The following is a 12629-nucleotide window of genomic DNA, read 5'->3' on the forward strand; positions in this document are numbered from 1 at the left end:
CCCTGAGGGTCCGACCCCGGCCCTTATGCTTTGCGGGTTTGCAGTTCTTTCACGAATTCGACACTCCCTACCACTGTATTGCCACGACTGGCGACACGCAACGCCTGGAAAGCCATTTCCTCATCAGCATGAAATAAGGCAGCATAGGCCTGCTGCCGCTCCCCTCTGTTTCTGCCCATGCTTAAATAGAGCGGATGTGGGTGTATCAAGACATTCTCGCGCCCCTCCGCATTGCACCGATAACTGGACCAGCGGTAATGTCCCGGATAGCGCACCATGCCGGCTCGCACGGGATTGAGTTCGATATAGCGCTGGCATACCAGCAAATAGGTTTCATCCTGCACGACACAAGACTTGTAGCGCCCGTCCCATAGCGGCCCGGTACGATGGTGGCGCCAGTTGATGTAGTGTGCGTACTCTTGCCCCAAGGCCTTCATCATGCGCGAAACTGCCAGAACACTACCTGCGGAGAGCAGCAAATGCACATGGTTTGCCATCAGGACATAGGCATGCAGGAGACAGCTTTGCGCATGTGAGTGCCGCTGCAGTTGCTGCAAATACCAAAGAAAATCAGCCGGTTCAAAAAAGCAGATTTGCCTGTCCGCCCCACGTTGCACCACATGCAAGGGCATTCCATGCATAAACAAACGCTGGACGCGGGCCATGATCGCTCTCCCGTAAAGGAAAATTCCAGCGTGACAGGCTTACCAAGACTAAGTCTGCGTCACCGCAAGCTTACCCCTCCCCCGGCGCCGGATACGTCACTTCCAGCAATTCCAGCTCCTGCTCGCCCTGCGGCGTATTGAGGGTGATCACGTCGCCCTCGCGCGCCTTGGTGATGGTGCGGGCCATGGGCGAGATCCAGCTGATCTTGCCGTTCAGGGGGTCGAATTCGTCGATGCCGACGATGGTGATGGTATGCGTTTCGCCGTCGCTGGTGCGGTAGGTAACCGTGGCGCCGAAGAATACCTGGTCGTTGCCATGGTGCACGCTGGGATCGACGATGGCGGCCAGGTCCATGCGCTTCGTGAGGAAGCGGATGCGGCGGTCGATTTCGCGCAGCCGGCGCTTGCCGTAGATATAGTCGCCATTTTCCGAGCGGTCGCCATTCGACGCCGCCCAATGGACGATGCGCACCACTTCCGGACGGTCGACGTCGATCAGTTGCAGCAGCTCTTCCCTGATGCGCTGGTAGCCGGCCGGCGTGATGTAGTTCTTGGCACCGGCGGGAATGGCCAGCGCCAGCGCCGCCGCCTCTTCATCGTCGTCGTTGTCGGATTCTTTTACAAAGGCTTTATTCATCCGCCTATTGTAGCCCCGTCAAGGACTGCCGGACACACCGATTTATCGTATCATCGAGGCCATGGCAACCATACCGGGGCGCCACACGGAGACGGATGAAAAAATTCTACAGAGTCAGGCGCTGGCTGTTCGCGCCGCTGGTCTACCTGGCCGCCATCTGCCTGCTGATCGAGGAATGGCTGTGGGCGACGGGCGCGCGCATCATGCAGGTGGTGTCGCAGTTTCCGCCCCTGCATGCGCTGGAAGCGTGGATCAAGCGCCTGCCGCCGTACTGGGCGCTGGCCATCTTCGTGCTGCCGGCCGTGCTGCTGTTTCCCGTCAAGCTGCTGGCCCTGCTGGCGATCGCGCGCGGCCATGCGTTTTCCGGCATCGGCGTGATCGTCATCGCCAAGCTGGGCGGTGCGGCCGCCGTCGCCCGCCTGTATTCGCTGACGCGCCCTACCCTGCTCAGTTTGCCGTGGTTCGCCCGCTGGCACGGTTTGTTTATGGAAACCAAGGACCGCTGGATCGCCCGCCTGCGCGCCACGCGCCCGTGGCGCCGCGTTAGCCGCCTGTCGGCCGCGCTGGGCCGCGCCCGCCGCGCCTGGTGGCAGCGCTTGCGCAAGGGCACGCCCGGACGCCATAATTCCCGCCCAGCCAGGGTGCTGCGCCGCTTTGCCGCCTTCTGGCGCGCCCGCCGCTGATGAAGAAAGGCCACTCCATGCACGACACGCCCCGGCTGGCCGCCGCCCTGCGCGCGGCGGCGCCGGAAATCTACCTGTACGACGCGGCCAGCTTGCAATTGCTGGACGCCAACGATGCCGCCTGCGACAACTTGCAGTATGCGCGCAAGGAATTGCTGGCGATGACGCCCTTCACCCTGGCGCCGCAGCTCGAGGCGCAGCAGCTGGCCGCCGTGCTGGCCGCCCTGGACGACAGCATCGGCGCGCAAGCCCGGCTGCACGTGCAGCAACGGCGCCGCGATGGCAGCCTGTATTCGCTCAGCCTGCACCTGTCGCGCACCCAGCGCCAGGGGCGCGCCCTGCTGCTCGCCGAGGGCGAAGACTTGCGCACGCCGCAGGCAACGGCCGCCGCCCTGGCCCAGGTGCAGTCGCGCTTCAATGCCATCGTGTCGAATACGCCGGGCCTCGTGTACCAGTTCTGCCTGCATGCGGATGGACGGGCGTCCTTTGCCTACCTGAGCGACGGCTGCCAGGCCCTGCTGGGCCTGAGTCCGGCACAGCTGCACGCGCGCCCGGAACTGTTCTACCAGTTGATCCTGGCCGACGACCGCGCCTCGTATCTGGAATCGATGCAGGCCTCAAAAAACGCCTTGTGGAGCTGGAACTGGGAAGGCCGCATCTGGATCGATGCCTGGAAGGACGTCAAATGGATCAATCTGCGCTCGACGCCGCGCGCGCTGGCCGGCGGCACGGTGCAGTGGGAAGGCATCATGACGAATATCACGGAAAGCCGGCTGGAACAGATCGAAGTGCGCCAGTCGCGCGCACGCCTGGCCGAGCTGACGGCGCATATCGACAAGGTCAAGGAACACGAACGCACGCGCCTGGCGCGCGAACTGCACGATGACCTGGGCGGCAATTTGACGGCGATCAAGATGGCGCTGGCCATGCTGGCGCGCCGCCTGCCGCCGGACGACCCGCTGCTGCAGGAAAAGGCCGACTATGTCGATGCCCTGGTCGACCGCAGCATCGACGCCGTGCACCGCATTTCGCTGGACTTGCGCCCGTCCATGCTGGACCTGGGCCTGGTCGCCGCGCTGGACTGGCAAGTCAAGGAATTCGCGCGCCAGGCCGGCATCGAGTGCCAGTTCATTTCCAACCGCCAACATATCGAACTGGAACTGGACCAGGCGACCAGCCTGTTCCGCATCGCCCAGGAGGCGCTGACGAATATCGCCAAGCATGCGCAGGCGAGCAAGGTCAGCGTGCGCCTGGCACGGCAGCGCCAACACATCAGCCTGTCGATCGCCGACAATGGCGTCGGCATGCGCCTGTCCGACCGCGCCAAGCCGCAGTCGTTCGGCATCCGCGGCATGGCCGAACGGGCCAGCGCGCTGGGCGGCAGCCTGAGCCTGATGGACGGGCCGGACGGCGGCACCATCCTGAGCATAAAAATCCGGCTGACCACGCCGCGAGAGGCGATAATAGCGGCTGCAGCCAGCGCACCAGCGCAAAGCGGATCGCCATAAGGCCACAGGGCCGCCGCAGGGCGCAGGGATTCAGATAGGAAACAACGCAGTCATGAAAGAAAAAGCCACCATCCGGGTATTCATCGCCGACGATCACGCGATCGTGCGCGAAGGCTTGAAGCAAATCCTCGCCGACACGAAGGACATCATCGTGGCCGGCGAGGCTGAAAATGGCCACGACGCCATCAAACTGTTCCGCGGCTCGAAATGCCAGGTGTTGCTGCTCGACATCTCCCTGCCCGACCGCAGCGGCATCGAGGTACTCAAGCAGATCAAGAAGGAAAAGCCGGAACTGGCCGTGCTCATGCTCTCCATGCACCGCGAAGACCAGTACGCCATCCGCTCGCTCAAGGCGGGTGCGGCCGGCTACCTGACGAAACAGAGCGCGCCGCGCGAACTGGTCACGGCCATCCGCCAGGTAGCGCAGGGATTGAAATACATCAGCGCCTCGCTGGCGCAGGAACTGGCCAACACGGTGGGTGAAGACCACGAAACGGCCTTGCACGACACCTTGTCGGACCGCGAATACCAGACCCTGGTCATGATTGCCTCGGGCAAGGCGGTGGGCGCCATCGCCGAAGAGCTCAAATTGTCCGTGAAAACCGTCAGCGAATACCGCGCCCGTTTACTCGTCAAGATGAAACTCAAGAACAGCGCCGAACTGACGCATTACGCCATCCGCAACCAGCTGGTGGATTGACGGCAAAGCGGCATGCCCGCTGGCATCGGGCGAATTGACAGGACTTCTCCTTGCTTCTCGCACAATAAGTTCTTTGCCAACTCGCATATCATGAGGATAATGAGAAATATCTGAAAAGGCTGTGCCTACATGTCCAGTAAATTGCCATCTTCACCAGCAGGCGCTCCCGCTGGCGCCACGAATACCGCCGCCGCGGCGATGAACCCGGCCGATATCGCCCGCGAAGCGTTTCGCCGCCTGGCCACGCGCCGCATCGCCCCCACGCCGAGCGCCTACCGCGACATCTACAATGAAATCGCGGGCATCAGCGAAGCGGCCGAGACGCCGGCTACGCCGGGAGCCGTGCTGGCCGCCAGCGCACCCACGGAGAGCGGTGCGGAAAACGTCCTCACGCAATTCGCCGCCAAGATGAGCGAATCGGCGGGCGAACTGGGCGACTTTGGCAAGCGTTTTCAGCGCGCCCTGAAAGCGCGCGACTGGGATGGCTATGCACGTACCCTGGCGCAACTGGCCGAGAAACAGGTCAAGAAAAGCGGCGGCATCGAATTGCCGCCCCTGCCGGACGGCGAACAGACGCGCACCCTGCGTGAATTGCTCAGCCGCACCCTGGGTTTTGCCGTCGCCACCTTGCTGACGGGCACGCCCGCGCTCGTGGAAGAGGCAGAGTCCTTGGGCGCGGCCATCAAGCAGGCGCATACGGAAGAAGCGCTGAACGAAGCGGCCCTGCGCCTGAAGCAGCTGTGCTACCAGATCGAACTGAAAAGCGGCGATACGGCCGAGCAGCAGGAATTGCTGCTGCGCCTGTTCAAATTACTGCTGGACAACGTCAGCCAGCTGCTCGACGACGACAGCTGGCTGCGCGGCCAGGTCGACGCCGTGCAAAACCTGATCGCCGGTCCGCTCGACCAGCGCGCGCTGGAAGACGCCACGCGCAGCCTGAAGGAAGTCATCTACAAGCAGAGCCAGCTCAAGCACAGCCTGTCCGACGTCAAGCTGACGGTCAAGAACATGATGATGACCTTCATCGACCGCCTGGGGCAAGTGGCGGCCAGCACGGGCGACTTCCATGAAAAGATCGGCGGCTATTCGGAAAAGATCAGCCAGGCGGAAAATATCAGCGAACTGAACAGCGTTCTCGACGAAGTCTTGCGCGAAACGCGCATGGTGCAGAACGAAGCCTTGCGCGCGCGCGACAAGATGGTGCTGGCGCGCCAGGAAGTGCAGGACGCGGAACAGCGCATCCACACGCTGGAAGCCAAGCTCCAGCATATGAGCGAGCTGGTGCGGGAAGACCAGCTGACGGGCAGCCTGAACCGCCGTGGCCTGGACGACGTGTTCGAGCGCGAGACGGCCCGCTCGGACCGCCGCGGCACGCCGCTGTGCATCGCCATGCTGGACCTGGACGACTTCAAGCGCCTGAACGACACCTATGGCCACCTGGCCGGCGACGCCGCGCTGAAACACCTGGTGAAGATCGTCAAGGAAACCCTGCGCTCGATGGACGTCATCGCCCGCTTCGGCGGCGAGGAATTCCTCATCCTGCTGCCGGAAACCACGGTCGAGGCTGCCTCGTCGACGATGACGCGTTTGCAACGCGAGCTGACCAGGCATTTCTTCTTGCACGACAACGAAAAAGTCTTGATCACCTTCTCCGCCGGCGTGGCCCTGCGCCTGCCCAACGAAGACCAGGCCGAACTTGTCAAGCGCGCCGACCGCGCCATGTACCAGGCCAAGCAGACGGGCAAGAACCGGGTGGTGGTGGCCGACTGAGTTCCTGCAGTGCGGAGCAATGCACTGCATCTCAATCACATTGTTTCGAACACTATCGATAAAACTTATTCGGCCAATTACCAAAAAATTAACCGAAATCGTTTTAATGACTCAATTGCCAATATAAGATAGCAATCCCATTTGTTATGGGAAGAGATTACACACGGCAGTATAATTGCAATTATATCAACATTTTTATTAAATCAACCAATTTAGGGCATGTCATATGAAAAGAGATTTACTTAAGTGCATTAATGATAAAGCATCAAATAAGGTACTCGCACTCGCAATCTGTATGGCTGCAATCATGCCAGCGTCCTCCCAGGCTGCGGTCAAAGAAATTTCCATTTCAAGCAGCACGCATCTATCAACTTTTTACAACAACGGCACCACAAATACCTTCGATAATGGTGGCGTAGGGGCTGTCTTTGGCGGTGGATATACCCGCCTGTATGAGAAATTCATCTTACCCGCCTACGACCCCTCCCTCACCCTGACATCAGGGCTGTTATGGACACCGACGACTGGCCGTAGCATGGAGGTGTATCTTACCGATGGTAATTGGGTATCCTTTAATTATTACACCGCTCCAAAAGCCATCGGAGGATTGGTAGCAAAGACAGCAACCGACAAAAAGCAAAATAAACCCATCGACCTGACAGAATATCTGAACAAGGCTTACAAGAATGGCACGCCTGTGGGATTCATGATGAAGTCCGCCATCGAGGGACAAAACTGGACTGACGCCACCATTTTCCCGTCAGGTGCTCAAAAGTTGTCGCTGACTTTTACCTCCGCAGTTCCCGAACCCGAAACTTATGCCATGTTACTTACCGGTTTAGGCATGATGGGTTTCATCATACGGCGCCGTCGGAAAGCCTGAACGCAACAACTGACGAATAACATGCTATGGATTGGCTACGAACACGGCGTTCGCCCTATTACTTCTTTAAAAAGATCCTGATCACCTTTACCGCAGCGTGTCCCTGCTCCTGCCCAACGAAGGCCCGGATAGTGGCCGATGACGCCCATTCCACGTCACATGCCGTCCCGCCACCCGGCTGGACGGCATTCTCCATTCCAAAACAACAACATTTTCTCCCGTTCCAGCGCTTCGGCAGTATCCCTGCGATATGAAAATAAAACTTTTTCTACCCTCAAGTTTCTCTAAACCATGTCGTCTAGCGCACGGCCAGCGGCAAACTGAAGGGCTAAAAATTAAAATTTAAAGCGTTTTTCGCCATAAATTTTCCCGCAGAGCAACCGTTACCCTAAACAACAGCGGCTTGATTGCCCCGGAACAGCGGGGCAGGCCAAAGTGAATAGCACATAGCGCAATGTAGTACCTGTCTGGAGAATTATCATGGCTGCAGTAATTAACACCAACATCTCGTCCCTGAATTCGCAACGCAACCTGTCGACCTCGCAGTCGGCCCTGAGCACCTCGCTGCAACGCTTGTCCTCAGGTCTGCGTATTAACAGCGCCAAGGATGACGCTGCTGGTCTGGCGATTTCCGACCGTATGACGTCGCAAATCCGCGGCATGACCCAAGCCACCCGCAATGCCAACGACGGCGTCTCGCTGGCTCAAACGGCCGAGGGCGCACTGTCGAGCTCGGGCGACATCCTGCAACGTATCCGCGAACTGGCCGTGCAATCGTCGAACGCCACCAACTCGTCGAGCGACCGCCAGGCGCTGCAAACCGAGGTTGGCCAACTGAGCTCGGAATTGAACCGTATCGCCCAAACCACCTCGTTCAACGGCCAGGCGCTGCTGGATGGCACCATGGGTACGGCCAACTTCCAGGTCGGCGCCGACGCGAATCAGCTGATTTCCGCCAGTGGCGCGAACTTCCTGACGAATACCTACGGGAATAACCGCGTTGCAAACGACTCGGCCGTTGTACTCGCCACCTCGAACGCCGATGCCGCCACCAAGGCCATCAAGATTTCCGGCTCGCTCGGTACGGCAACCTATAACACCACCGCCGCCACTGAAACGGCCAAGGGTATCGCTGCCGGCGTGAACAAACTGACGTCGAGCACCGGCGTGACGGCAACGGCATCCACCGAAGCCAACCTGGCACTGGGTTCGAACGAAGCGTATTCGATCGATGTAAAAGGCGACAACGCCAACGCCGTGACCGTTTCGTTCTCGGTTGGCGCCGGTCAAACGGCCTCGGACTATGCCGCAGGTATCAACGCCTTCAATGCGCAATCGGCAAAAACCGGCATTACCGCCGAATACGATGCCAAAAACGGCGGTATCAAGCTGAACCATGCCACCGGCGCGGACATCAACTTGAAAAACTCCGGCACAGCGGCTAATACGACGTTCGCCGTCGGCAGCTACAACCACACGACCAACGCAGTGGTAGCTGGCGTCACGCCTACGGCAGCAGCTGCCACGGCAGTCGTCAACGGCCACGTGACCTACGATTCGGACAGCAGCTTCGCCGTGACCGATGCTTCCGCATTTGCCACCGGCACGGGCGCCACGGGTGTATCGAAACTGAGCTCCGTTGCTGACATCGACGTCACCACGTTTGATGGCGCACAATCGGCACTGAAAGTTGCTGATGCAGCCCTGGCCCGCGTCAACGGCCAACGCGCCCAGTACGGTGCTTTGCAATCGCGCTTCTCGTCGGCGATTTCGAACCTGCAATCGACCACGGAAAACCTGTCCTCGTCGCGCAGCCGCATCGTCGATACCGACTTTGCTGCGGAAACGGCCAGCCTGACCCGTGGCCAGATCCTGCAACAAGCCGGTACCGCCATGCTGGCGCAAGCGAACTCGCTGCCTAACGGCGTGCTGAGCCTGCTGCGCGGCTAATCTTCGATTAGCCTCGTAACATCGCAGGACTCAGGTTCCCCTGCCGGATTTTTTCGGCAGGGGAATTTTCACTAGGAGAGCACCATGACTATTGAGACGATAGCGGCCGCCCCGGCGAGCCGGATTGATAAAAGTTACACCTCGGCAGACATACCGCCGGCCCGCAGCGCCGCACCGCGCAGCGCCGACACCCATGACGCAGTGACACTGCAGCAACACAGCCCGGAACCAAGCCGTGCCCAGCTGGATCAGGCGGTATCAGAACTGAACCAGTCATCGCAAACCAAGACGCAGGGCCTGGAATTTGCCATCGATGAAGATAGCCAGCGCACGGTGGTCAAAGTGATAGACCAGGAAACCAAGGAAGTGCTGCGGCAGATCCCGACCAAGGAAGCATTGGCGCTGGCCAAGGCCTTCGACTCGGCCAAAGGCTCCCTGATCAGTCAAAGCGTCTGACCGATGAAGCTCCGTCCGTACGCGCAGCAGTGTATCGCCATGCATCGGCACGACATCGGGGTCCGCAGCTTGCCTGCCGGACCCCGTATTATTATTCCAGTTTAACAATCATTTTCACGCGCCAGCCCGCATTCTGGCCCGAATTGAAAACAACGCGGTAAATCCCCCTCTCAAGTCCTGATTGAATCTGCCGATAACAGCTTATATTAGTGTTTTCCTAGGAGCATGCAGTGGCCATCACACCAACCTTATCCTCTCCAGGCATCGGCAACAGCACGCTGGATGTGAATGCCATCATCGAGAAGCTGATGACGGCGGAATCGGTGCCACTGGGTACCTACGACAAAAAAACCGCCTCGTACCAGGCAAAGCTGAGTGCACTCGGCACTCTGAGCGGTACGATCAGCACCTTCCAGAATTCGCTCTCTTCGCTGAGCAAAACGGATAACTTCCGGGCAGTGTCGGCCACGCCGACCGATCCGTTGATCCTGACGGCAACGGCCGGCGCCAAGGCCGTCGCCGGCAGCTACAACATCAATGTCAGCCAGATGGCACAGGCGCAGACACTGACCACGAGCGGCATGTCGAGCAAGCTTTCGAATATTGGCCTGGGTGCCAAAACCACCATTTCCTTCCAGCTTGGCTCGGTTGGCGGCGGCACCTTTGGCCTCGCTGGTACCAAACTCAGCGGCAATACCTTGCTCACCGGCATTAACAACGGTTCGCTGAGCATCAACGGCACGGCCATCCCCACTGACGCCACCACCAAGAGCGCGCGTGCACTGGCCGAAGCCATCAATGCCAAGAGCAGCACCACCGGCGTCACGGCCACGGCACAACCGGTATCGTCCGATCCGGCCATGTTCAGCGTTTTTGGCAATGTCAGCACAGCCGCAGGCAGCAGCTACTCGCTGTCGGTCGGTGGCGTCGAGATCTTCACGCAAGGTGAAAATGTGGCGGCTGGCGCAGGCCTGACTGCTGCCAGCCTCGACACGACGCTGGAGGGACCGAATTCCGTCTCGAATGCCTTGGCGGCGGCCAATATCACGGTCACCGGCAAGGCCGCCGACGGCACCCTGAAATTCACGCGTGCCGACGGTTCCAACCTGAACATTGAAGAAGTCGTCACGGGCGACACCCGCGGCGGCATAGGGCACGCGGCCGGCGCCGTCAATGACGGCTCCAATGTCACCATCGCCAGCTCGATCACACTGGCTTCCAGCAACGCCAGCCCCATCACGATCGGCGGCAGCAACCCTGCCGCCGCTGGCTTGACGGCCGGCTCCGGCGGCGCCTACATGGATACCAACTTCACCCAGGACGGCAACCAGTCGACGGGGTCGGTGGTGATCGATTCGAGCAACAATACCCTGCAAGGTATCCGCGACGCCATCAACAACGCCGGACTAGGCGTAACAGCGAGCATCGTCTCAGACGGCACGGACAAGCCTTTTCACCTGGTGCTTGCGTCGACCAAGACGGGCGCCAGTTCGGCGATGAAAATCACGCTGAGCGGCAGCGACGGTCAGCCAGCCGACAGCGCGTTGACAGCGCTGCTGGCGTATGACCCCTCCGGCGTGCAAAACTTGAAACAGAACAGCGCTGCGCAAAATACGCAGCTCAGCGTCAATGGCATTCCCATCACAAATAGTTCGAACAGCATCGACAGCGCCATCGAGGGCGTGACCATCAACGTGGCGAAGGTAGGTTCAACCAACCTTTCCGTCTCAAAAGACATTTCCACCGTCAAGACCAGCATCAATGCCTTCGTCAAGGCGTACAACGAGTTGAATACGGCAATGGCCAAGCTGACCTCGTACGATCCCGATACCAAGGCAGCCGGCCTGCTGCTGGGAGACTCCACCGCCCTTTCCATCCAGAGCCAGTTGCGCAAACAGATGGGCATGCCGATTACCGGCCTGACGGGTAACCTGACCACCATGAGCCAGGTCGGCATTTCGTTTCAAAAGGATGGCAGCCTGACCTTGGACACGGCCAAGCTGGACAAGGCAATTGGCGCGAACTTTTCCGATGTCGCTGGCCTGTTTGCAGCCTTGGGCAAGACCACCGACAGCACCGTATCCTTCACCAGTTCCACCTCGGCCACCAAGCCCGGCACGTATGCGCTGAACGTGACGAACATGGCCAGCCAGGGCACGCTGAAAGGCAATGCGGCCCTGCCCGCCAGCACCGTGATTGGCAGCGATACCGTGTGGAACGTAACCCTGAATGACAGCACGCCGGCGGTGGCGAAAAATACCGCCAAGGTGATCATTCCTGCCGGCAGCTATACCCCCACTCAACTGGCGAGCCTGATCCAGTCGTCGATCAATGGCATCAAGACCTTTTCCGATACGGGTTCCTCGGTGGCCGCCACTATTGATGGCGACGGCAAGCTCAGCGTGGCATCAGCCCGTTATGGCTCCGTCTCCAATATTGCCATTTCGAATGGCACGGGCACGCCCATTGACGGCCTGTTCGGCGGCGCCACGCCAACCGTCGGCACTGACGTGGCCGGCACCATAGGCGGACAACCGGTCGTCGGGTCCGGCCAGAGTCTGACTGGGGCCGCCGGATCGCCAGCGGAAGGTTTGAAAGTAGAAATTACCGGCGGCACCATCGGTTCACGCGGCAATATTAGTTTTTCGCAAGGCTACGCTTATCAGCTGAACAATCTGGCCACGTCCTTTCTCGGCACGGGCGGCATGATCACCAGCCGCACCAAAGGCATCAACGACAGCATCACGCAAGTGGCCGAGCAACGCCAGCGTTTCTCGGACAAGCTGAGCACGATCGAGGCGCGCTACCGCGCCCAGTATTCGCGCCTTGACGTGACTCTGAGCAGCCTGGCGACCACGCAATCATATTTGACCCAGCAGCTGGCCGCCATCGCCGCCAACCGTTAAGCCCAATCATCAGGAGAATTACATGTTTGGAACCCAACAACGCGGCGTCAACGCCTATGCCAAGGTCGGCCTGGAAACGGGCATCGTCTCGGCCTCGCCGCACAAGCTGATCGTGATGCTGTACGACGGCGCCCTGGTGGCCGTGCTCAGCGCGCAAGTGCACATGAAATCGGGCAATGTGCCGGAAAAAGGCAAGTCCATCTCGAAAGCCATCCAGATCATCGACAATGGCTTGCGCGCCAGCCTGGACAAGGACGCGGGCGGCGAGATCGCCGAAGGCCTCGACGCCCTGTATGAATACATGAGCGCGCGCCTGCTGACGGCCAACCTGAACAACGATATCAGCGTGCTGGAAGAAGTGCAGCGCCTGCTCACCGACTTGCGTGAAACCTGGAACGCCATTGGTTCCACCCCCGCCGCCATTCCCGGCGCCGATCTGAAACGTATGCCCAGCCTTGCGAGCGCCTGATC

Annotated in this window: 11 protein-coding genes; 9 read left to right on the forward strand and 2 right to left on the reverse strand. The window is 60.0% G+C overall.

The window, feature by feature from the left end; genetic code table 11:
• Nucleotides 1-23 precede the first annotated feature (23 nt).
• Nucleotides 24-665 carry a transposase gene (locus AC07VH_RS23075; RefSeq protein ID WP_494787695.1) on the reverse strand — a complete coding sequence of 214 codons (642 nt, stop codon included), beginning with the start codon at nucleotides 663-665 and terminating at the stop codon, nucleotides 24-26.
• 70 nt (nucleotides 666-735) lie between these two features.
• Nucleotides 736-1302, reverse strand: a complete 567-nt coding sequence (gene greB, locus AC07VH_RS23080) for a transcription elongation factor GreB (protein ID WP_475416853.1) — start codon at nucleotides 1300-1302, stop codon at nucleotides 736-738.
• A 95-nt stretch (nucleotides 1303-1397) separates the two neighbouring features.
• Here greB and AC07VH_RS23085 point away from each other — a divergent pair, with 95 nt between their 5' ends.
• The 9 genes from AC07VH_RS23085 (at nucleotide 1398) to fliS (ending at nucleotide 12627) form a co-directional block, all read left to right on the forward strand.
• Nucleotides 1398-1985, forward strand: a complete 588-nt coding sequence (locus AC07VH_RS23085) for a hypothetical protein (RefSeq protein ID WP_099408922.1) — start codon at nucleotides 1398-1400, stop codon at nucleotides 1983-1985.
• Between the two features lie 17 nt (nucleotides 1986-2002).
• Nucleotides 2003-3493, forward strand: a complete 1491-nt coding sequence (locus AC07VH_RS23090; RefSeq protein WP_494787696.1) for a sensor histidine kinase — start codon at nucleotides 2003-2005, stop codon at nucleotides 3491-3493.
• 52 nt (nucleotides 3494-3545) lie between these two features.
• On the forward strand, nucleotides 3546-4193 hold the full coding sequence (locus AC07VH_RS23095) for a response regulator (RefSeq protein ID WP_034753998.1): 648 nt from the start codon (nucleotides 3546-3548) through the stop codon (nucleotides 4191-4193).
• Between the two features lie 198 nt (nucleotides 4194-4391).
• The gene (locus AC07VH_RS23100) at nucleotides 4392-5963 is read left to right on the forward strand and encodes a diguanylate cyclase (protein ID WP_326456714.1); all 1572 of its coding nucleotides are present in this window, start codon (nucleotides 4392-4394) and stop codon (nucleotides 5961-5963) included.
• Between the two features lie 226 nt (nucleotides 5964-6189).
• Entirely contained in the window at nucleotides 6190-6846 is a 657-nt protein-coding gene (locus AC07VH_RS23105) for a PEP-CTERM sorting domain-containing protein (RefSeq protein ID WP_489630065.1), read from the forward strand.
• 480 nt (nucleotides 6847-7326) lie between these two features.
• Nucleotides 7327-8796: a flagellin N-terminal helical domain-containing protein gene (locus tag AC07VH_RS23110; protein WP_475417961.1), complete on the forward strand. Its 1470-nt coding sequence runs from the start codon at nucleotides 7327-7329 to the stop codon at nucleotides 8794-8796.
• 84 nt (nucleotides 8797-8880) lie between these two features.
• Nucleotides 8881-9252, forward strand: coding sequence for a flagellar protein FlaG (locus AC07VH_RS23115; protein ID WP_494787697.1), 372 nt, complete (start codon nucleotides 8881-8883; stop codon nucleotides 9250-9252).
• A 230-nt stretch (nucleotides 9253-9482) separates the two neighbouring features.
• Nucleotides 9483-12158, forward strand: a complete 2676-nt coding sequence (fliD, locus tag AC07VH_RS23120) for a flagellar filament capping protein FliD (protein WP_494787698.1) — start codon at nucleotides 9483-9485, stop codon at nucleotides 12156-12158.
• A gap of 22 nt (nucleotides 12159-12180) precedes the next feature.
• Nucleotides 12181-12627 (forward strand): flagellar export chaperone FliS, encoded by a 447-nt coding sequence (gene fliS / locus AC07VH_RS23125; protein WP_489630063.1) that lies wholly within the window; start codon nucleotides 12181-12183, stop codon nucleotides 12625-12627.
• Nucleotides 12628-12629 lie beyond the last annotated feature (2 nt).

This window comes from Janthinobacterium sp. GW821-FHT03C10 (assembly GCF_059420865.1).

Excerpts from the sequence above, each read along its gene's own strand:
- AC07VH_RS23075 (WP_494787695.1), bottom strand. The coding sequence starts at position 665 with ATGGCCCGCGTCCAGCGTTTGTTTATGCATGGAATGCCCTTGCATGTG.
- greB (WP_475416853.1), bottom strand. The coding sequence starts at position 1,302 with ATGAATAAAGCCTTTGTAAAAGAATCCGACAACGACGACGATGAAGAG.
- AC07VH_RS23085 (WP_099408922.1), top strand. The coding sequence starts at position 1,398 with ATGAAAAAATTCTACAGAGTCAGGCGCTGGCTGTTCGCGCCGCTGGTC.
- AC07VH_RS23090 (WP_494787696.1), top strand. The coding sequence starts at position 2,003 with ATGCACGACACGCCCCGGCTGGCCGCCGCCCTGCGCGCGGCGGCGCCG.
- AC07VH_RS23095 (WP_034753998.1), top strand. The coding sequence starts at position 3,546 with ATGAAAGAAAAAGCCACCATCCGGGTATTCATCGCCGACGATCACGCG.
- AC07VH_RS23100 (WP_326456714.1), top strand. The coding sequence starts at position 4,392 with ATGAACCCGGCCGATATCGCCCGCGAAGCGTTTCGCCGCCTGGCCACG.
- AC07VH_RS23105 (WP_489630065.1), top strand. The coding sequence starts at position 6,190 with ATGAAAAGAGATTTACTTAAGTGCATTAATGATAAAGCATCAAATAAG.
- AC07VH_RS23110 (WP_475417961.1), top strand. The coding sequence starts at position 7,327 with ATGGCTGCAGTAATTAACACCAACATCTCGTCCCTGAATTCGCAACGC.
- AC07VH_RS23115 (WP_494787697.1), top strand. The coding sequence starts at position 8,881 with ATGACTATTGAGACGATAGCGGCCGCCCCGGCGAGCCGGATTGATAAA.
- fliS (WP_489630063.1), top strand. The coding sequence starts at position 12,181 with ATGTTTGGAACCCAACAACGCGGCGTCAACGCCTATGCCAAGGTCGGC.